Origin of the sequence: Neisseria sp. GT4A_CT1 (assembly GCF_000227275.1) — a bacterium.
In the GTDB taxonomy this organism is placed as follows: Bacteria; Pseudomonadota; Gammaproteobacteria; order Burkholderiales; family Neisseriaceae; genus Neisseria.
On record NZ_JH164964.1, the window covers coordinates 79,400 to 98,057 of the forward strand.

The 18,658-nt window shown below is 52.4% G+C and carries 19 protein-coding genes and 1 pseudogene; 10 read left to right on the top strand and 10 right to left on the bottom strand.

Annotation, left to right across the window (positions count from 1 at the left end):
• Positions 1-320 precede the first annotated feature (320 nt).
• Both HMPREF1028_RS00345 and HMPREF1028_RS14280 read right to left on the bottom strand, forming a co-directional pair.
• A complete protein-coding gene (locus tag HMPREF1028_RS00345) occupies positions 321-842 on the bottom strand; it encodes a thioredoxin family protein (protein ID WP_009310854.1) in 522 nt (173 codons plus the stop codon).
• Entirely contained in the window at positions 839-1,141 is a 303-nt protein-coding gene (locus HMPREF1028_RS14280; protein WP_156798024.1) for a hypothetical protein, read from the bottom strand. The genes HMPREF1028_RS00345 and HMPREF1028_RS14280 overlap by 4 nt, the downstream gene beginning before the upstream one ends.
• Here HMPREF1028_RS14280 and HMPREF1028_RS00350 point away from each other — a divergent pair.
• Both HMPREF1028_RS00350 and ruvC read left to right on the top strand, forming a co-directional pair.
• Entirely contained in the window at positions 1,140-2,672 is a 1,533-nt protein-coding gene (locus tag HMPREF1028_RS00350) for a helicase HerA-like domain-containing protein (protein ID WP_009310855.1), read from the top strand. The genes HMPREF1028_RS14280 and HMPREF1028_RS00350 overlap by 2 nt on opposite strands.
• Positions 2,673-2,937: 265 nt before the next feature.
• Positions 2,938-3,480, top strand: a complete 543-nt coding sequence (gene ruvC / locus HMPREF1028_RS00355) for a crossover junction endodeoxyribonuclease RuvC (protein ID WP_003759384.1) — start codon at positions 2,938-2,940, stop codon at positions 3,478-3,480.
• Between the two features lie 170 nt (positions 3,481-3,650).
• On the opposite strand, the gene apaG is transcribed toward ruvC, so the two are convergent.
• The 4 genes and pseudogenes from apaG to HMPREF1028_RS00380 form a co-directional block, all read right to left on the bottom strand.
• A complete protein-coding gene (apaG, locus tag HMPREF1028_RS00360) occupies positions 3,651-4,019 on the bottom strand; it encodes a Co2+/Mg2+ efflux protein ApaG (RefSeq protein ID WP_003759386.1) in 369 nt (122 codons plus the stop codon).
• Between the two features lie 90 nt (positions 4,020-4,109).
• Positions 4,110-4,598: a phosphatidylglycerophosphatase A gene (locus HMPREF1028_RS00365; RefSeq protein ID WP_003759387.1), complete on the bottom strand. Its 489-nt coding sequence runs from the start codon at positions 4,596-4,598 to the stop codon at positions 4,110-4,112.
• Positions 4,591-5,546 (bottom strand): annotated as a pseudogene (gene thiL / locus HMPREF1028_RS00370) (thiamine-phosphate kinase). The gene HMPREF1028_RS00365 and the pseudogene thiL overlap by 8 nt, the downstream one beginning before the upstream one ends.
• Before the next feature lie 364 nt (positions 5,547-5,910).
• Positions 5,911-6,711, bottom strand: a complete 801-nt coding sequence (locus HMPREF1028_RS00380) for a competence/damage-inducible protein A (protein WP_009310857.1) — start codon at positions 6,709-6,711, stop codon at positions 5,911-5,913.
• 444 nt (positions 6,712-7,155) lie between these two features.
• On the opposite strand from HMPREF1028_RS00380, the gene argG reads away from it, so the two are divergent.
• The 3 genes from argG (at position 7,156) to HMPREF1028_RS00395 (ending at position 9,689) form a co-directional block, all read left to right on the top strand.
• Positions 7,156-8,499, top strand: a complete 1,344-nt coding sequence (argG, locus tag HMPREF1028_RS00385; RefSeq protein ID WP_009310858.1) for an argininosuccinate synthase — start codon at positions 7,156-7,158, stop codon at positions 8,497-8,499.
• A 95-nt stretch (positions 8,500-8,594) separates the two neighbouring features.
• A complete protein-coding gene (locus tag HMPREF1028_RS00390; protein ID WP_009310859.1) occupies positions 8,595-9,044 on the top strand; it encodes a DUF3290 family protein in 450 nt (149 codons plus the stop codon).
• A 12-nt stretch (positions 9,045-9,056) separates the two neighbouring features.
• On the top strand, positions 9,057-9,689 hold the full coding sequence (locus HMPREF1028_RS00395) for a DUF421 domain-containing protein (RefSeq protein WP_009310860.1): 633 nt from the start codon (positions 9,057-9,059) through the stop codon (positions 9,687-9,689).
• Between the two features lie 196 nt (positions 9,690-9,885).
• On the opposite strand, the gene HMPREF1028_RS00400 is transcribed toward HMPREF1028_RS00395, so the two are convergent.
• From HMPREF1028_RS00400 to HMPREF1028_RS00415, 4 genes are all read right to left on the bottom strand, one after another.
• Entirely contained in the window at positions 9,886-10,257 is a 372-nt protein-coding gene (locus tag HMPREF1028_RS00400; RefSeq protein WP_009310861.1) for a DUF488 family protein, read from the bottom strand.
• Between the two features lie 121 nt (positions 10,258-10,378).
• A complete protein-coding gene (locus tag HMPREF1028_RS00405; RefSeq protein WP_009310862.1) occupies positions 10,379-11,854 on the bottom strand; it encodes a malate:quinone oxidoreductase in 1,476 nt (491 codons plus the stop codon).
• A 375-nt stretch (positions 11,855-12,229) separates the two neighbouring features.
• A complete protein-coding gene (locus tag HMPREF1028_RS00410) occupies positions 12,230-12,817 on the bottom strand; it encodes a GNAT family protein (protein WP_009310863.1) in 588 nt (195 codons plus the stop codon).
• A gap of 94 nt (positions 12,818-12,911) precedes the next feature.
• Positions 12,912-13,502, bottom strand: coding sequence for a 5-formyltetrahydrofolate cyclo-ligase (locus HMPREF1028_RS00415; protein ID WP_009310864.1), 591 nt, complete (start codon positions 13,500-13,502; stop codon positions 12,912-12,914).
• A 77-nt stretch (positions 13,503-13,579) separates the two neighbouring features.
• On the opposite strand from HMPREF1028_RS00415, the gene HMPREF1028_RS00420 reads away from it, so the two are divergent.
• From HMPREF1028_RS00420 to murJ, 5 genes are all read left to right on the top strand, one after another.
• Positions 13,580-13,822, top strand: coding sequence for a hypothetical protein (locus HMPREF1028_RS00420; RefSeq protein WP_009310865.1), 243 nt, complete (start codon positions 13,580-13,582; stop codon positions 13,820-13,822).
• 173 nt (positions 13,823-13,995) lie between these two features.
• The gene (rpsB, locus tag HMPREF1028_RS00425) at positions 13,996-14,724 is read left to right on the top strand and encodes a 30S ribosomal protein S2 (protein WP_003759405.1); all 729 of its coding nucleotides are present in this window, start codon (positions 13,996-13,998) and stop codon (positions 14,722-14,724) included.
• A gap of 123 nt (positions 14,725-14,847) precedes the next feature.
• Positions 14,848-15,702, top strand: coding sequence for a translation elongation factor Ts (gene tsf / locus HMPREF1028_RS00430; RefSeq protein ID WP_003765122.1), 855 nt, complete (start codon positions 14,848-14,850; stop codon positions 15,700-15,702).
• A gap of 432 nt (positions 15,703-16,134) precedes the next feature.
• Positions 16,135-16,854: a UMP kinase gene (gene pyrH, locus HMPREF1028_RS00435; protein ID WP_003712995.1), complete on the top strand. Its 720-nt coding sequence runs from the start codon at positions 16,135-16,137 to the stop codon at positions 16,852-16,854.
• A gap of 237 nt (positions 16,855-17,091) precedes the next feature.
• A complete protein-coding gene (gene murJ / locus HMPREF1028_RS00440; RefSeq protein ID WP_009310866.1) occupies positions 17,092-18,630 on the top strand; it encodes a murein biosynthesis integral membrane protein MurJ in 1,539 nt (512 codons plus the stop codon).
• Positions 18,631-18,658 lie beyond the last annotated feature (28 nt).

Consider the following 18,658-nt stretch of genomic DNA (forward strand, 5'->3'; position numbering starts at 1 on the left):
GCTGCACGAATTTGATTTTTGCCTAAACTCAGAAGCCACCCCCATCCTAACCTTCCCCCGCCAGACGGGGGAAGGGACAAGTTGCCGTTGCAGCAACAAGTAGCGTGGGCTTTGCCCACGAAACTTGGCGTATGTCAATTCGAAGGATAGCTGTGTTTTTATTCATTCGTGGGCGAAGCCCACGCTACTTGAGTTATCCCAAGCTTGCGTTGATTGAATAAACGAGGTCGTCTGAAACCAAAATTCCATTTTCAGACGACCTCTCTTCATCCTTCCGCAAAATCTCTAACCCTCAAACGGTGCAATCCCAAACGGGCAGTTTACCGCAAGCCGTTTGCGTCCAGCCATTTCTCCAAGTCTTCGGTGCTGATTTTGCCGCCGTTTTCTTCCAAATCAAGTTTGTTGATTTGTTTGCCTTTGCTGTATTTCGCTAGGACGGGCGTGCCGCCGAGTTGGTATTGTTGGCGGAACGCGGTCCATGCTTCTTTGTCTTGGTGCAGGCGGTGGACGTTGACGAAGTAGATTTTGCCGTTCAGGTTGCGGCTGGCGATGTAGCGTTTGAACATGGGTTCGAAGGCGTTGCAGTCGCCGCAGCTCGGGCGGCCGATGTAGGCGTAAACGGTGTCTCCGTTGGCGACGCGTTTTTTGAAGCTTTCGACGGTCAGGCTGTCGAGGTGGAAGTAGATGTCGGAATAGGTGTCTTCCAGCCGCTTGGTGTTTTCGGCGGAAAGGCGCACGGCGGTTTGCGCTTCGGACAGGCTGTTTTTCAGGGCTTCGGTTTCACGGTCGGCGGTGCAGGAACACAAGAGCAGCGCGGAGGTCAGGATGGGCAGGATTTTCATGATTCGGCTCCTTGGTTGCGATAGGGAAAGTATACGCTTTTCGCGGCGGCGGGGTCGTCTGAAACTCGGGAAACGGCTTTTTTCAGACGACCTTTTGATGTATGGCAATGGGCGGGCGAAGTAGCGTTGTGTAGCGTGGGCTTCGCCCGCGGTGGTTGGGGGAGCGTCGGCTTGCTGCGGGTTGAAGCCATCCCCTGCAAAACGGTAGAATGGAGGCAGTTTGACAGACGGTTTGCGCCGATATTCGGACGCGCCGTTTCTATACCGATATAAACCATCCAATCAAAGGAAACCTTCATGACGACATTCCCCATCGCGCGCGCGGGCGATAAGACACTCGAAATCCAAGGCAAAATGGCGAACCGCCACGGCTTGATCGCCGGTGCGACCGGTACAGGTAAAACCGTGACCCTGCGCCGTATGGCGGAAGCCTTCAGCAGCGAGGGCGTTCCCGTATTTTTGGTTGACGTCAAAGGCGATTTGTCGGGCATCGCGCAAGCGGGTGCCGCCAGCGGCAAGGTGGGCGAACGCATTGCCGAGTTTGGCTTGGGCGAACAATGGCTGCAAAGTTTCCCCGTGCGCTTTTGGGATGTTTACGGCGAAACCGGCATTCCGGTGCGGGTAACTGTTTCGGAAATGGGCCCGCTGCTGCTGGCTCGTTTGATGAATTTGAACGATACGCAGGAAGGCCTGTTGAACCTTGTGTTTAAAGTCGCCGACGATAAAGGCTGGCACATTCTGGATTTGAAAGACTTGCGCAGTATGCTGAAACACGTTTCCGACCACGCTTCGGAATACCGCACGCAATACGGCAACGTCTCCGCCGCCAGTATCGGCGCGATTCAGCGTCAGCTTTTGACGCTGGAGAACGAAGGCGCGGAAAAATTCTTCGGCGAGCCGTCGCTCAACCTGCAAGATTGGATGCAGAGCGAAAACGGCAAAGGTGTCATCAATGTCCTCAATTCGGAAAAACTGATGCGCTCGCCGCGTATGTACAGCGCGTTTTTGCTGTGGATGTTGGCGGAGTTGTTTGAAACCTTGCCCGAAGTCGGCGATTTGGACAAACCGAAATTCGTGATGTTCTTTGACGAAGCGCATTTGATGTTCGACAACGCCGCCAATGCGCTGGTGGAGCAGGTCGAACAAGTCGTGCGCCTGATCCGTTCCAAAGGCGTGGGCGTGTATTTTGTGACCCAAAACCCGCTCGATTTGCCCGACACCATCCTCGGACAGCTCGGCAACCGCGTGCAACACGCCCTGCGCGCTTTCACGCCGCGCGACCAAAAAGCGGTCAAAGCTGCTGCCGAAACCTTCCGCAGCAATCCGAATATCAAAGTTGCCGAAGCGATTGCAGAACTGGGCGTCGGTGAAGCGCTCGTTTCCTTCCTCGATGAAAAAGGTATGCCCGAGCCGGTAGAACGCGCGCTCGTCTTGCCGCCGCAATCTTCCTTGACCCCGCTTGCCGCCGAAGAGCGCAACCGATTGTTCCAAAACGATGATTTGTATCCGACCTATAAAGACATGGTGGACAATTATTCCGCGTTTGAAGCCTTAGCCGAAGCCGACAGTCAGGTCGCGGCGGAGAAAGAGGCGGCAGCGGCGGCAAAAGAGCAGGAAAAAGCGCAAAAAGCCGCTGAAAAAGAAGCCGCCAATGCCGACCCCGGCATACTCGGCGGGCTGCTCGGCGGCTTGAGCGGCGGACGCAAAAAGTCAGGACAGGGCTTGGGCTACAACGTCGCCGACGCCATCGGCAGCCAAATCAACCGCCAAGTAACCAACGCCATTTCCCGCAGCGTGATGGGCATCATTAAAAACATGTTTAAAAAATAAGGCGTAAAAAGAAGGCAAAGGTCATCTGAAAGCCTGAAAATCGGTTTTCAGACGACCTTTTATAGTGGATTAACTTTAAACCATTACGGCGTTGCCTCGCCGTAGCTCAAAGAGAACGATTCTCTAAGGTGCTGAAGCACCAAGTGAATCGGTTCCGTACTATCTGTACTGTCTGCGGCTTCGTCGCCTTGTCCTGATTTAGTTAATCCACTATATGCTGGAGGAGACGGGAGGTTGATTGACGATATGGGAATAAGAAACTGAGATGACTGTGCAAAAAAGCGTCCGCATTTTGGGGATAGACCCCGGCAGTCGGGTGACCGGTTTCGGCATCATCGACGTATGCGGCAGGGAACATTTTTATGTGGCTTCAGGCTGTATCAAAACGCCGCCGAATGCGCCGTTGGCGGAGCGTATCGCCGTGATTGCGCGGCATATCAGGGAGATTGTGCAGCAATACCGCCCGCATCAGGCGGCAGTGGAGCAGGTGTTTGTCAATGTGAATCCGGCGGCTACGCTGATGCTGGGACAGGCGCGCGGGGCGGCATTGGCGGTGCTGGTGATGGAAGGTTTGCCTGTGTTTGAATATACGGCGTTGCAGGTCAAGCAGGCGGTGGTCGGGAAGGGCAAGGCGGCAAAAGAGCAGGTGCAGCATATGGTGGTGCAGATGCTTTCGCTGTCGGGTACGCCGCAATCGGACGCCGCCGACGGACTCGCCATCGCGCTCACTCACGCTTTGCGCAATCACGGCTTGGCGGCGCAGTTGGGCAAAGGGCAGATGCAGGTGAAGAGGGGGCGTTTCCAATAAGACTCGACGCGGCATTGCTTCGGTATAGTGGATTAACTTTAAATCAGGACAAGGCGAGGCAACGCCGTACTGGTTTAAAGTTAATCCACTATAAAAAAGGTCGTCTGAAAGCCCCTTAATCTTTCAGACGACCTTTGGTTTTCCCGATCTGTATTGTTTTTGCTCGGTGTTTATTGCAGGGTGAAGCCTGCTTTGAATTCCAGCTTCGGCACGCCGACGATAAAGCGTTCGCCGATGCTGTCTTCAAACTCGTATGCGCCTTCGATGCTGCCCCATGGGGTGCAGAGTTGGGAGCCGCTGTTGTATTCATATGCCTCGCCCGGATAGAGGACCGGCTGTTCTTCAATCAGACCGGAATGGCCTACCGGCTCGGTTGCTCCGTGTCCGTCGGTGATTTCCCAGAAACGCTGGCGCAGCGTGATGACATCGTTGCTGCGGTTGCAGATGGTAATCACATAGTTGAAGGCATAGCGGTCGCGGTAAACATCGCTTTGACCCGCAACGTAGCGTGGTTGAACATTGATTTCGATTTCGTTCATTTTTGTTGTCCCGTAATAGTGTTTTTTGTTTGCACCGATTTTTTCGATGCGTTTGAAGTCTTATGGCTTCGAATAAGTGTGTTGAAAAAATCAGATAATCCAGGCGGCAATGCCTAAAACTATCAAGGTCATGATGGCGGCGATGATGTCGTCCAGCATGATGCCGAATCCGCCATGCACATGCCGGTCAAACCATTTGATCGGCCAAGGTTTGATGGAATCAAACAGGCGGAACAGAATAAATGCCGCCAGCCACCAATTCCATTTAAACGGCGCAAAAGCCAGAATCAGAAGCATCGCTACCATTTCGTCCCAAACGATACCGCCGTAGTCTTGGATGCCGAGTGCCTTTTCGGTGTGGTTGCAAATGCGGATGCCCCACATAAACAGGGCGACACACAAAAAAGCCAGAATCCAGCCGTCGATACCGATTAAAACCAAGAGAAATGCTATCGGCAGCGCCGCCATCGTTCCGAATGTGCCGGGCGCGACGGGCGCGAGGCCGCTGCCGAATCCGAATGCCAACAGGCATAACGGGCGCTGCTTCAACCAGTCGAAAGTAGGTTTAAATTCAGCCAAAGTGATCAAATCCTAATGAAGTCAGTTTTAATTCGCCGCCATTGGAATCTATTATTTTCAGACGACCTGTATTATTTATTTTCCCGATGGGCGTTACTGCTACGCCACATTGTCCGGCTATTGTCTGAATCTCGCTGCGCCGGCATTCGGGGGCGGTGAAAACCAGTTCGTAATCATCGCCGCCTGCCAGTGAGCAGGAGAGCCAGCTTTCGTGCGGTAAGACGTTTTTCAATTCTTCTAAAACCGGCAGCGCATTTGCCGAAATTTCCGCTCCGACCGATGACGCGGTCAAAATGTGACCGAGGTCTTGTGCCAGACCATCCGAAATATCTTGAGCGGCATGGGCAATGGGCAAAAGCGCCTGTCCCAATCCCACTCTAGGCTCCGGACGGAGCAGCCTGTCATGGCAGCGGTCGAACAAATCGGGTGGTAGTGTGTGTGTGTTCAGGCGGCAGTTTAAAGCGGCTGCTGCTGATCCGATTTGTCCCGATACCCAAATATCGTCGCCGTCTTTGGCGGCATCGCGCCGTAGGGCTTGTCCTTGCGGAAGCTCGCCGATAATGGTGACGTTGAAGACCAAATCGCCTTTGGTCGTATCGCCGCCGATCAGGGTGATGCCGAAGCGCTGTGCCAAACTGAAAAAGCTGTCACAAAAACGTTTCAGCCAATTTTCGTCCAATTCGGGCAATCCGGCACTCAATAACACCCATTTCGGGGTTGCGCCCATCGCGGCCATATCGGATATATTGACAGCTAGCATTTTCCATGCCAAATCTTCCGGAGCGGTGTCAGAAAAAAATGTCTGTCTTTTAACAGCATGTCCGCGCTAAAACATAAATCAAATCCGTGACTTGGACGGATAATCGCGGCGTCGTCGCCAATGCCCAAAATCAAACCGCTGCTTTTCTGTTTTTGCAAATATTGTCTGATAAAGTCAAATTCCGTCATATATTGCATCTAAAGTGATAAAGATTGTTATCAATCGAATCGGAATTTTTGATAGACGAATAATGTATATTTATACAATATATATGTTAGTTAATGTAATAAATTGCATTAAACGGTAATATAATCGAGTCGATTGCAAAAGTAAATAAGATTTTTAATCCAAATGATAACGGTCAAAAAAGCGTACTTCTATCAAAAATTATTTCCGAGGGGATAAAAAGTGCCTTAAAAAAGAGTGTCAAGCCGCGCAAGAGGAACGGTAATATAGGAAAGTCTGCAAGTTGATATCAGGATATCGAGGTCGTCTGAAAAGCCGTTTTAGGTTTTTCAGACGACCTTTTTGTCAAAATAAGAACAAAACGGCTTAGGCAGGCGTATCTTTCAACTCCGCGCCCACATCTTTCAAACGCTGCAATACTTCGTCCCAGGCTTTGTCCAAATCGCGGCACGCTTCGCCTTCCGCCTTGATGCCGAATTCGATATGCGGTTTGACCGCCGTTCCGTCCGCATTCTGCCAGCCGACGCTGGGCAGGCTGTAAGAGAGCACGCCCGGGTAGGTGTGTTCGACGTATTCCATAATCGGCGCGACACGCGATTCGGGCTGTCCGAACACATACACGCTGCGGCTGCCGCGTTCGGTTTGGTTGAAACGGTCGGCGTAATAAGTATCCAAAACCCATTCCGCCATCGGGTGCGCCATCACGGGGAAGCCGGGGAAGAAATAATGTTCGCGGATGGAAAATCCGGCGATGTTGTTGAACGGGTTGGGCACAAGCTCTGCACCTACGGGAAAGTCCGCCATTTTCAGGCGTTGGGCGTGTTCGGGGGCGTCAAGCGGTTCGCCGCGTTTAAGGGTAACGGCTTCGATGAACTTGGCGGCTTCGGGATGGCGGACGACGGGCAAATCCAAAGCGGCGGCGGCAGCTTGGCGGGTGTGGTCGTCGGGCGTGGAGCCGATGCCGCCGGTAACGAAGGTCGGCAGGCCGTCTGAAAAGCTGCGGCGCAGTTGTTTGATCAGCAAATCAGGTTCGTCGGGCAGGTATTGCACCTGATTGAGCTTCAGCCCGCGCGATTCCAGCAGGGATTTGAAAAAGGCGAAATGCTTGTCTTGGCGGCTGCCGTGCAGAATTTCGTCGCCGATGATGATGAGGTTGAAAGCGTTCATGGATAGGTTTTCTTTACCGATGCCGTCTGAAAATGTTGATGGCGCTGTAATTTATTCCCTCTCCCGTGGGAGAGGGTTAGGGAGAGGGCTGAGCTTGCGTTTTTTAGGCGGCGTTTGCTTAAGTGCTGCTGTCTGTACCCTCTCCCCAACCCTCCCCCGCAGGGGAGGGAGTCGGGTTGCGGATGGCGTAAAGGTTGTCTGAAAAGATTTTCAACGAAACGGGCAAGGCTCATTTTCAGACGACCTTGACGGCTGACAATGTGTTCTATTTATAAGATAATGTTTCAACACACAGGACTACACACAAAGCGCAGCCCTATGTATCGCCCTGATTTGGAAGAGGTTGCATTTCTCCCAAACAGTCTCTGATTCTACCGCCCTGAAGGGCGGGGTTTCAACCGTTAAGGTATTTTTAATAACCCCTTTTAAGTCCGAAGAATTGTCATGAGCCAAAACAATACTATCCTGCAACACCTCCCCGTCGGTCAAAAAGTCGGCATCGCCTTCTCCGGTGGTCTTGATACCTCTGCCGCGCTGTTGTGGATGAAACTCAAAGGCGCGCTGCCCTACGCCTACACTGCCAACCTCGGCCAGCCCGACGAAGACGACTACAACGCCATTCCCAAAAAAGCGATGGAATACGGTGCGGAAAACGCCCGCTTAATCGACTGCCGCGCGCAGTTGGCACATGAGGGCATCGCCGCCATCCAATGCGGCGCGTTCCACGTTTCCACCGGCGGCATCGCCTATTTCAACACCACGCCTCTGGGCCGCGCCGTTACCGGCACCATGCTCGTTTCCGCCATGAAGGAAGACGACGTCAACATTTGGGGCGATGGCAGCACCTACAAAGGCAACGACATCGAGCGTTTCTACCGCTACGGCCTCTTGACCAACCCAGCGCTGAAAATCTACAAACCTTGGCTCGACCAACAATTTATCGACGAACTCGGCGGACGCCACGAAATGAGCGAATTTCTGATTGCCAACGGCTTCAACTACAAAATGTCGGTGGAGAAAGCCTATTCCACCGATTCCAATATGCTCGGCGCAACGCATGAAGCCAAAGATTTGGAATTCCTCAACAGCGGCATCAAAATCGTCAAACCCATCATGGGCGTTGCCTTCTGGGACGAAAACGTCGAAGTCAAACCCGAAGAAGTCAGCGTGCGCTTTGAAGAAGGCGTGCCCGTTGCATTGAACGGCAAAGAATACGCCGACCCCGTCGAACTCTTCCTCGAAGCCAACCGCATCGGCGGTCGCCACGGCTTGGGTATGAGCGACCAAATCGAAAACCGCATCATCGAAGCCAAATCGCGCGGCATCTACGAAGCCCCGGGCATGGCGTTGCTCCACATCGCCTACGAACGCTTGGTAACCGGCATCCACAACGAGGACACCATCGAACAATACCGCATCAACGGCCTGCGCCTCGGCCGCCTGCTCTACCAAGGCCGCTGGTTCGACAGCCAAGCCCTCATGTTGCGCGAAACCGCTCAACGCTGGGTCGCCAAAGCCATTACCGGCGAAGTAACCCTCGAACTGCGTCGCGGCAACGACTACTCGATTCTGAACACCGAATCGCCCAACCTGACCTACCAACCCGAACGCCTGAGCATGGAAAAAGTCGAAGACGCCGCGTTCACCCCGCTCGACCGCATCGGCCAGCTCACCATGCGCAACCTCGACATCACTGACACCCGCGCCAAACTGGGTATTTACTCGCAAAGCGGTTTGTTGTCGCTGGGCGAAGGTTCGGTATTGCCGCAGTTGGGCAATAAGAAATAAAGCAGCCCAGCCATTTTGAATTGTTTCAAACGGGAAAGGTCGTCTGAAAAACCGTTTTCAGACGACCCCACCTTTTCCTCAAATCATTTGAAATCATGAAATTCTTCACACACTTTTATCTTGAAAACCATATGTATTTCAACGACTACTTGAAATACGTCCTCATTTTTGCCGCGCTCGTCGTCCTGTTGCTCGCCGTGTCGCAATACCTGCGCCACCGCATGGACACCAAATACCGCGACCTGAGCATCATTGCCCTGCTGCTGCTTATCCTCATCAGCGGCATCCAATATCTCTCATACAGCGAACGCCAAAACTTCGCTGCCGACACCTCGCGCATGGTTGGGTTTCTCAATGCTTTGATTGAAAACCAAAAAGTGGAAAAACCCGACATCAGCGTCAACAGCACGCACCTATACAACGGCATGATCGTCGGCATCAAAAACCAATACTACGAAGTCCATTTCAATCAAGACTTCTCCGCCTACACCCTGACCCCCATCAATCTGGTCAACAACAACATCGAACTTATCGACAAAGAATAACAGGACACACTCATGGAAGCATACTCCCTCCTTGCCCTCAAACTCCTTATGGGAATTTTAGGTTTGGTTTTGCAAATCAACCTTTTAGGTAAAGGCAACCTCGCCCCCACCTCCGCCATGGATCAAGTGCAAAACTATGTTCTCGGCGGCATCATCGGCGGCGTGATTTACAGCGACAGCGTCGGGCTTTTACAGTTTTTCCTCGTGCTGATTTTGTGGACGCTTTTGGTATTGAGCCTCAAGTTTGTCAAAAACAACAACCGCTGGGTCAAATCCATCATTGACGGGAAGTCCGTCTGGGTCATCGTTAACGGTGAAATCCAAACCGAAGAATGTATGAAAAACGGCATCAGCGCACACGACCTGATGTTTAAGCTCCGTGCCGCCGGCATCTACGAAATCTCTGCCGTCAAACGCGCCGTCATGGAGCAAAACGGGCAGCTTACCGTCATCCAATACGGCGACGAAAGCCTGCGCTACCCCCTGATTACCGACGGGCAAATCGACCATGACATCTTAGAAATCATCAAACGCGACGACGAGTGGCTGCAACAGGAACTTGACCGCCTCCATCTTGATGCCTCGAAAGTCTATATCGGCGAATACATCGACGGGAAATTGGTGGCACACCCTTATCCTTCTTAATTTATAGTGGATTAAATTTAAATCAGGACAAGGCGACGAAGCCGCAGACAGTACAGATAGTACGGCAAGGCGAGGCAACGCCGTACTGGTTTAAAGTTAATCCACTATAAAAAAACAAAGGTCGTCTGAAACCTAGACTGGATTTCAGACGACCTTTTTGCATCAAACCCGAATGACGCAGGTCTTGCTGTTTTTGTTAATCGCGATATTCAAACGACGTCCCCAAAAACTGCTCTAAGGCAGAAACATGGGAATGATGCGGGTCTTTGACGGCAGTCAGCAGTAAAACGCTGCCGTGTTGCCGTTCCAACTCCAAGAGCTGCCTAATGGCGGTTTGTTCGGTATCGCCGTGCAGCTCCTCATGGTAACGGCTGACGAAACCGTCAAAATGTTCAGCCGGATTTTCATGATACCAGCGGCGCAGGTTTGCACTGGGGGTGATGTCTTTGAGCCAGAGCGCCGTAGCAAAGACCTCTTTGCGGATGCCGCGCGGATAGAGGCGGTCGATAAAGACTGCGGTTTGTTCGGGGTCGGGCCGGTATGCGTAAATGCGCTGTACGGTAAACATTTTTGCTTGTCTCCAATGGATTCAGGTCGTCTGAATGTTCAGACGACCTGATGTTTTATTTTAATGCTTTAATGGTTTGAAAAAAGGCGGGCAAGAACGCCCGCCTTGCAATTTATCTGCCTCAAGCGTAATGGATACCCAATACTTTGGCGTTGTGGCTGATGATTTCTTCGGCAAGCTGCGGGTTGTCGTTGAGCTTGATGCCGAAGCCGGGGACAAGTTCTTTCAGACGACCTTCCCATGAGGAAATGCGGCTTGGGAAGCATTGGTGGATGAGTTTGATCATCAAGGGTACGGCGGTTGATGCGCCGGGGGATGCGCCCAAGAGTGCGGCGAGCGAGCCGTCGGCGTGGGCGACGATTTCGGTGCCGAATTGGAGGACGCCGCCTTTTTCGGAGTCTTTTTTGATGATTTGAACGCGTTGACCTGCGGTGATGAGTTCCCAGTCGTCAGGGTTTGCTTCGGGGTAGTATTCCAGCAGGGAGGCGAAGCGTTCTTCTTTGGTTTTGCGCAATTCGCCCAAGAGGTATTTGGTCAGGGGCATATTCGCCCAGCCGGCGCGCAGCATGGGGTAGAGGTTGTCCAAGTGGATGGACAGGGGCAAATCCATGAGCGAGCCTTGTTTGAGGAAGTTGGAGCGGAAGCCTGCGTAAGGGCCGAACATGAGGTGGCGTTTGCCGTCCACGTTGCGGGTGTCGAGGTGCGGGACGGACATGGGCGGCGCGCCGACGGAGGCTTGTCCGTACACTTTGGCGTTGTGTTGCGCGGCGGTTTCGGGGTTGCTGTTGCGGAAGAACAGTCCGGAAACGGGGAAACCGCCGTAGCCTTTGCCTTCGGGGATGCCGGATTTTTGCAGCAGGGTCAGTGCGCCGCCGCCTGCGCCGAGGAAGAGGAAGCGGGTGCGGAGGGTGAGTTGGCCGTCGGGGTTGCGGGTGTCGCTGGTTTTGAGCACCCATGCGCCGTCGGATTCGCGTTTGATGTCGTCGACGTGGCGGTTGAACTCGGTTTTGACGCCTTTTTCGCGCAGGTATTGCACCATTTGGCGGGTCAGGCTGCCGAAATCGACGTCTGTGCCTTCGGCGGAGTAGTTGGCGGCGACGGGTTGTCCTTCTTTACGGCCGTTGATGACCAGCGGCGCCCATTCGGCGATTTTGGCGCGGTCGGTGGAGAATTCCATCCGTTCGAAGAGTTTTTGGGATTTGAAGGCGTCGTAACGTTTTTGCAGGTAGTCGCAATGGTCGGTGTTCATGACCAGCGACATATGCGGGACGGTATGGATGAAGGAGTTGTCGGTGATTTTGCCTTCTTCGACAAGCGATGACCAGAACTGGCGGCTGATGTGGAATTGTTCGGCAATATTGAGGGCGCGGGTCGGGTCGATGGTGCCGTCTGCACCGAGCGGGGCGTAATTGAGTTCGCATAACGCGGAATGCCCTGTGCCGGCGTTGTTCCAAGCGTTTGACGATTCCAACGCTACGTCTTCCAAGCGTTCGATAAGGGTGATTTCCCAAGACGGTTCGAGTTCTTTGAGCAAAACGCCCAAAGTCGCGCTCATAATGCCTCCACCCACCAAGACAACATCTGTTGCTTCAGCCATGGTTGTACTCCTAGAAACAGGCATATCCTGCCTTTATGATTATCCGTTGTATTACGAACGCCTGTTTCGGCGGTAAAACCTGCTGGCGCGGTGTTTTTGGCGTGGAAGATTGCGCGCGGGTTTTACGTTTTGAACCGATGTTAAACCGTTCATAATATGTTATTGAGAATTTAGTGGATTTTTCTGAGAATTGCAAAGATTTTCTGTTTGGATTTACATAAACGCAGTTTGAAAAGGTCGTCTGAAACATTCAGACGACCTTTATTTATCAGGTGTTTGGCGGGGGTGAGCCTGATTTCATTCACTTCTTAAAGACTTCAGATTGTCAGCAAGATGGACGTGTTTTGATGAAAAAATGAAGAAGAAAACGTTTTTTCAGGACGCGTCATAAGCTGCCGCTTTTTTGAGCAGTTTTGCCCTTGCCTGCGGCCATTCTTCGCGCAGCAGGCTGTATTCCACCGTATCGCGCACGCTGCCGTCTTTCCGCAATTTGTGGCAGCGCAAGATACCGTCTTGGTGTGCGCCCAGGCGTTCGATAGCGCGTTGAGAGGCGGTGTTGAGGTTGTCGGTCTGCCAGCAGGCGCAGCGGCAGTTTAAAGTGTCAAAGACGTAGTCGAGCAACATGATTTTGCAGGCGGTATTGATGCGCGTGCGCCGTGCCGACAGGGCGTACCATGTGAAACCGATGTAGAGGCGGGGGATGGCGGGGTCGATGTGGTAAAGTGAGGTCGAGCCGACGATTTTGCCCGTGTCTTCGTCGATGACGGCAAAGGCGAGGCGGGTTTGCGTGGCGGTGCGGATATAGTCCGCCACTTGGTCGGGTTCGGGCGCGGTGGTTACGTTCAGCTTCCAAATTTCGCCGTCGCAAACTGCTTCGCGCAAACCGGCTTCGTGTGCCGCCGTCAAAGGCTCGAGACGGACGCGGTCGAAGGACAAAACGGGAACAGATGAAAAATCAGCCATGAGATTTCCTTTGTATTTGAAGATTTGAGTTTTCAGACGACCTTTTATAGTGTCTTAACGGACGGCATGTTTGAGGTCGTCTGAAAGCTATTGATTAATGATGTTTGAACACCAGCACGCCCGACTCCGATACAAACCCGTCCAGCGGCAGGTCGTGCGGTTCGCGCGGCAGCGTGTCAACCAGTTGACAAGCGAAGCCTACGCCTATGGTTTTTGCCTGTAAACGGTATTTCATCGCCGCGAGCGTCGCGTCGTAATAGCCGCCAGCCTGCCCCAAGCGGTAGCCTTCGCGGTCCATGCCGACAATCGGGACAAACAATATCGATAAACCGTGTACGCGGATTTTGCGTCCCGAAAACTGCGGTACATGCAGCTTCGCCCTGCCTCGTTTGCGTTCTTGTTTCGCCCCATCGGCAGGATAGGGCGTGAACCACATCCGCCGCAAATGCGGTTCGATATAAGGCAGATAGAGTTTGGCGCCGCGTTTTTGTGCCGCACGCACAAAGCCGTCCAGCCGCAGCTCGCTGCCCATCGGCCAATACACGCCGATCTTCCGCCCCTTCTTGATATAACGTTTGAGCAGGCGGTTAACCGTTTGCCCCGCCGCCAACCGCCCTTGATGTCCCATCTGCGCGCGGGCGCGGCGTAATTCTCGGCGCAGGGCGTGTTTTTCCTCATTCCTCATTTCAGACGACCTTTTGAGTGTTGTTGTAGAATACGGCGATTATAAACGCTCCGTTAACATCAAAACAGGATTCCGCCATGTGGCATATCGTCCTTATCGGCTACCTCTTCGTCGCCGTCATGTATTCCGCTGCCCAGCCCAGCATTGCGCGCGCTTTGATTTATTTGGTTTTTTGGGCAGTCCTACCCGTCGCGTTTACCGTTTTCACCGTCACCATCCGCCGCCGCAACCGCCTGATAAAGCAGCAGGAAAAGGAAGCATTCGAACAAAGCCGCCGCGCATCCGGACAAGAAGGCGGCAAACAGGACGGCAGTGCATAAAATCCCTTTTCAGACGACCCCTTATCCGCTATAATCCGTCAGTTTTCCATTTCGGAAACACACTATTTTTTAAAACTTATGCCCACTTTCGCCGAAGGGTGCTTGACAATAGGCGCAGCCTATCAAGTTCTATGCGATTGAATGTGTGCTCTTAACCCTTTCAAGGAAATAAAATGTCTCAAATTACTATGCGTCAGATGATTGAAGCCGGCGTTCACTTCGGCCACCAAACCCGTTTCTGGAACCCGAAAATGGCACAATACATTTTCGGTGCGCGCAATAAAATCCACATCGTCAACCTGGAAAAAACCCTGCCGATGTTCCAAGAAGCGCAAGAAGCCGTACGCCGTCTGGTTGCCAACAAAGGCACCGTGCTGTTCGTTGGCACCAAACGCCAAGCGCGTGAAATCATCCGCGAAGAAGCTACCCGCGCCGGTATGCCTTTCGTCGATCACCGTTGGTTGGGCGGCATGCTGACCAACTACAAAACCGTTAAGCAATCCATCAAACGCCTGGAAGAAAAAACCGCTGCTTTGGAAAACGCTGCCGAAGGCGGTTTCAACAAAAAAGAAATTCTGGAAATGCAACGCGACGTTGAAAAACTGGAACGTTCTTTGGGCGGTATCAAAAACATGAAAGGCCTGCCTGACGCGATTTTCGTTATCGACACCGGCTACCAAAAAGGTACTCTGGTCGAGGCTGAAAAACTGGGCATCCCCGTTATCGCCGTAGTCGATACCAACAACAGCCCTGACGGCGTGAAATACGTCATCCCCGGTAACGACGACTCCGCCAAAGCCATCCGCCTGTACTGCCGCGGCATCGCCGACGCAGTTTTGGAAGGCAAAAACCAAGCGCTGCAAGAAACCGTAGCCGCTGCCCAAGAAGCTGCTGCCGAGTAATCCGGCAAACCGAAGAGGGGCGTTATGCCCCTTTTCTCAAATCCCGTTCTGAAAAACCTTTTCAGACGACCCCATTCCCAAACACGGATACCCCGTGTTTCCCCAAAATCTAGGAGATTCAAAATGGCAGAAATTACTGCAAAAATGGTTGCCGACCTGCGCGCCGCTACCGGCCTGGGCATGATGGAATGCAAAAAAGCCTTGGTTGAAGCCGAAGGCAACTTCGAAAAAGCCGAAGAAATCCTGCGCATCAAATCCGGCGCGAAAGCCGGCAAACTGGCCGGCCGTACCGCTGCCGAAGGCGTATTGGCTTACGCCATCAACGGCAATGTCGGTGCATTGGTTGAAGTAAACTGCGAAACCGACTTCGTTGCCAAAGACGCAGGCTTCGTAGAATTCGCCAACTTCGTTGCGAAAACCGCTGCCGAGAAAAAACCGGCTACCGTTGAAGAACTGAGCGAACTGGTTGAAGCAGAACGCAAAGCCATCATCGCCAAATTGGGCGAGAACATGTCTGTCCGCCGCTTCCAAGTCATCGACACCGCCAACCAACTGGTTGCCTACATCCACGGCGCATTGGCTACCGAAGGCGTATTGGTTGAGTTCAAAGGCTCTGAAGATGTAGCGCGTAAAATCGGTATGCACATCGTTGCCGCCAAACCGCAATGCGTAACCGAAGCCGAAGTAGATGCCGAAACCATCGAAAAAGAACGCCACATCTACACCGAGCAAGCCATCGCTTCCGGCAAACCTGCCGACATCGCCGCTAAAATGGTTGAAGGCCGTATCCGCAAATTCTTGGCTGAAATCACCCTGAACGGTCAAGCATTCGTGATGAACCCTGACCAAACCGTTGCCCAATTCGCTAAAGAAAACGGCACCGAAGTTATCAGCTTCGTCCGCTACAAAGTAGGCGACGGCATCGAAAAAGCCGTTGTCGACTACGCAGCCGAAGTTGCTGCCGCTGCTAAAGTGTAAGGCACTTATGAAAAAGAAAGCACCTAGATTCCAAACGAATCAGGGTGCTTTTTTTTGAGAGCTACACTGTTTAGAATACTGTTGGAAATAGAATATTTCATCATAATCAACAAATAATAATTTATCCAAACCCATACACCCACGGAAAACGCGTTACCCTGTCAGCCAAACATCCGGAAAGGTCGTCTGAAAAATCAAACGTCCTTTCCCTGAATTGAAGCAGCGCCACAGGGTGAACTGATCATTTGGAACGAGTCGGTTTTTGGTACGGAAAACGGCAGATTCAAGGCAAAAAGCGCAGCAAGATTGGACATCTTGCGAGTATTTTTAACGCAGAATATGCCGTTTTACGGAGCAAAATACCGTCGTTATCGAATGACCAGTTCGCCCTGCATAACTAGCGCTATCCACCTAAAGAAAGCAAGGTATTCCATGACACAGCAAATCAAATACAAACGCGTATTACTGAAACTCTCCGGCGAATCCCTGATGGGTTCCGACCCTTTCGGCATCAACCATGACACCATCGTCCAAACCGTCGGTGAAATCGCCGAAGTCGTCAAAATGGGCGTACAAGTCGGCATCGTTGTCGGCGGCGGCAACATCTTCCGCGGCGTATCCGCCCAAGCAGGCAGCATGGACCGCGCTACCGCCGACTACATGGGCATGATGGCGACCGTCATGAATGCGCTCGCCCTCAAAGATGCTTTCGAAACCCTCGGCATCAAAGCGCGCGTACAATCCGCGCTTTCCATGCAGCAAATCGCCGAAACCTACGCCCGCCCCAAAGCCATCCAATACCTCGAAGAAGGCAAAGTCGTCATCTTCGCCGCCGGTACGGGCAACCCCTTCTTCACCACCGACACCGCCGCCGCCCTGCGCGGAGCCGAAATGAACTGCGACGTCATGCTCAAAGCCACCAATGTGGACGGCGTTTATACCGCAGACCCGAAAAAAGACCCGTCCGCTACACGCTACGAAACCATTACCTTTGACGAAGCCTTGAACAAAAACCTCAAAGTCATGGATGCGACTGCCTTCGCCCTCTGCCGCGAACGAAAACTCAACATCGTCGTCTTCGGCATCGCCAAACAAGGCTCGCTCAAACGCGTCATTACCGGCGAAGACGAAGGCACGCTGGTTCACTGCTGATTCCTATCGGGCAATAATTGAAGTGATTTGATCAAGCAACAGGTCGTCTGAAAACTCGAAAATAGGTTTTCAGACGACCTTTTTGATGGTGGGCAACATAAGGAACAGGCAACGAAGCAGGGGGTGTTCATCCGCTATATGTTTGCCTGTTGGAATACCGATTTACCTAGATTTGCATATTCTGTCGTACAATACGCGCTTTCAGACGACGTCTGGACTTTTGAAGGAATAAAACGGATGAACTTGTTAGGGGCTTTGGCAAGGGTCGGTAGCTTAACAATGCTGTCGCGCATACTTGGTTTTTTGCGTGATGCGGTAATTGCCCGCACGTTTGGTGCGAGCATGGCGACCGACGCTTTTTTTGTGGCATTTAAACTGCCCAACCTGCTGCGCCGTATCTTTGCGGAAGGGGCGTTTGCCCAGGCTTTTGTGCCGATTTTGGCGGAATATAAGGAAACGCGTTCGAAAGAAGCGACGGAGGCGTTTATTCGCCATGTGGCAGGGATGTTGTCATTTGTCTTGGTTATCGTTACCGCGCTGGGCATTCTAGCCGCGCCTTGGGTGATTCAGGCTTCCGCGCCCGGCTTTAAAGAGCCGAAAAAGATTTTGCTTTCCATCGATTTGCTGAAGATAACGTTCCCGTATATCTTGTTTATTTCTCTGTCTTCCTTTGTCGGCTCAATCCTTAATTCCTATCATAAATTCAGTATTCCTGCATTTACGCCGACGTTTTTGAATATTTCTTTTATCGTTTTCTCAATATATTTCATCCCCTATTTTGATCCGCCTGTGACCGCGTTGGCGTGGGCGGTCTTTGTCGGCGGAATTTTGCAGCTCGGCTTCCAGCTGCCTTGGTTGGCAAAACTAGGTTTTTTGAAGCTGCCTAAGCTTAATTTCAAAGATGCAGCGGTCAACCGCGTGATGAAACAGATGGCACCTGCGATTTTGAGTGTGAGCGTGGTACAGATTTCTTTGGTGATCAACACGATTTTTGCGTCCTATCTGCAATCGGGCAGCATTACGTGGATGTATTACGCCGACCGTCTGATGGAGCTGCCCAGCGGTGTTTTGGGTGCGGCGCTCGGTACGATTTTGCTGCCGACTTTGTCCAAACACGCCGTCAATCAGAATACCGAGCAGTTTTCCGGACTGCTCGATTGGGGGTTGCGTCTGTGTATGCTGCTGGCGCTGCCGGCGACAGTCGGGGTTGCGGTATTGTCGTTCCCGTTGTTGGCGACGCTGTTTATGTCCAGTAAGTTTTCACTGTTTGACGCGCAGATGACGCAGCAAGCGCTGATTGCCAATTCTGTCGGTATACTCGGATCTATCATGGTCAAAGTGTTGGCACCCGGTTTCTATGCATGGCAAAACATCAAAACGCCGGTCAAAATCGCCATCTTCACGCTCATCTGCACGCAGTTGATGAACCTTGCCTTTATCGGTCCTTTGAAGCACGCCGGGCTTTCGCTCGCCGTCAGTTTGGGCGCGTGTATCAATGCAGGATTGTTGTATTACCTGTTGCGCAAACACGGCATTTACCAACCCAGCAAAGGATGGGGAATTTTCCTGATTAAAATAGTGCTGTCGCTTGTTGTGATGGGCGGGGGATTATGGGCTGCACAGACTTACCTGCCTTTTGATTGGGTACACGTTGGTGCTTTGCGTAAAGCAGGGCAGTTGTGCATCCTGATTGCGATAGGCGGCGGTTTGTATTTCGTTTCGCTGGCTACTCTGGGTTTCCGACCGAGGGATTTCAAACGGGTGGAAACTCGCTAGAGGCTGTTAAGACGTAAAAGAGGTCGTC

Excerpts from the sequence above, each read along its gene's own strand:
- HMPREF1028_RS00345 (WP_009310854.1), bottom strand. The coding sequence starts at position 842 with ATGAAAATCCTGCCCATCCTGACCTCCGCGCTGCTCTTGTGTTCCTGC.
- HMPREF1028_RS00350 (WP_009310855.1), top strand. The coding sequence starts at position 1,140 with ATGACGACATTCCCCATCGCGCGCGCGGGCGATAAGACACTCGAAATC.
- HMPREF1028_RS14280 (WP_156798024.1), bottom strand. The coding sequence starts at position 1,141 with ATGAAGGTTTCCTTTGATTGGATGGTTTATATCGGTATAGAAACGGCG.
- ruvC (WP_003759384.1), top strand. The coding sequence starts at position 2,938 with ATGACTGTGCAAAAAAGCGTCCGCATTTTGGGGATAGACCCCGGCAGT.
- apaG (WP_003759386.1), bottom strand. The coding sequence starts at position 4,019 with ATGAACGAAATCGAAATCAATGTTCAACCACGCTACGTTGCGGGTCAA.
- HMPREF1028_RS00380 (WP_009310857.1), bottom strand. The coding sequence starts at position 6,711 with ATGAACGCTTTCAACCTCATCATCATCGGCGACGAAATTCTGCACGGC.
- argG (WP_009310858.1), top strand. The coding sequence starts at position 7,156 with ATGAGCCAAAACAATACTATCCTGCAACACCTCCCCGTCGGTCAAAAA.
- HMPREF1028_RS00390 (WP_009310859.1), top strand. The coding sequence starts at position 8,595 with ATGAAATTCTTCACACACTTTTATCTTGAAAACCATATGTATTTCAAC.
- HMPREF1028_RS00395 (WP_009310860.1), top strand. The coding sequence starts at position 9,057 with ATGGAAGCATACTCCCTCCTTGCCCTCAAACTCCTTATGGGAATTTTA.
- HMPREF1028_RS00400 (WP_009310861.1), bottom strand. The coding sequence starts at position 10,257 with ATGTTTACCGTACAGCGCATTTACGCATACCGGCCCGACCCCGAACAA.
- HMPREF1028_RS00405 (WP_009310862.1), bottom strand. The coding sequence starts at position 11,854 with ATGGCTGAAGCAACAGATGTTGTCTTGGTGGGTGGAGGCATTATGAGC.
- HMPREF1028_RS00410 (WP_009310863.1), bottom strand. The coding sequence starts at position 12,817 with ATGGCTGATTTTTCATCTGTTCCCGTTTTGTCCTTCGACCGCGTCCGT.
- HMPREF1028_RS00415 (WP_009310864.1), bottom strand. The coding sequence starts at position 13,502 with ATGAGGAATGAGGAAAAACACGCCCTGCGCCGAGAATTACGCCGCGCC.
- HMPREF1028_RS00420 (WP_009310865.1), top strand. The coding sequence starts at position 13,580 with ATGTGGCATATCGTCCTTATCGGCTACCTCTTCGTCGCCGTCATGTAT.
- rpsB (WP_003759405.1), top strand. The coding sequence starts at position 13,996 with ATGTCTCAAATTACTATGCGTCAGATGATTGAAGCCGGCGTTCACTTC.
- tsf (WP_003765122.1), top strand. The coding sequence starts at position 14,848 with ATGGCAGAAATTACTGCAAAAATGGTTGCCGACCTGCGCGCCGCTACC.
- pyrH (WP_003712995.1), top strand. The coding sequence starts at position 16,135 with ATGACACAGCAAATCAAATACAAACGCGTATTACTGAAACTCTCCGGC.
- murJ (WP_009310866.1), top strand. The coding sequence starts at position 17,092 with ATGAACTTGTTAGGGGCTTTGGCAAGGGTCGGTAGCTTAACAATGCTG.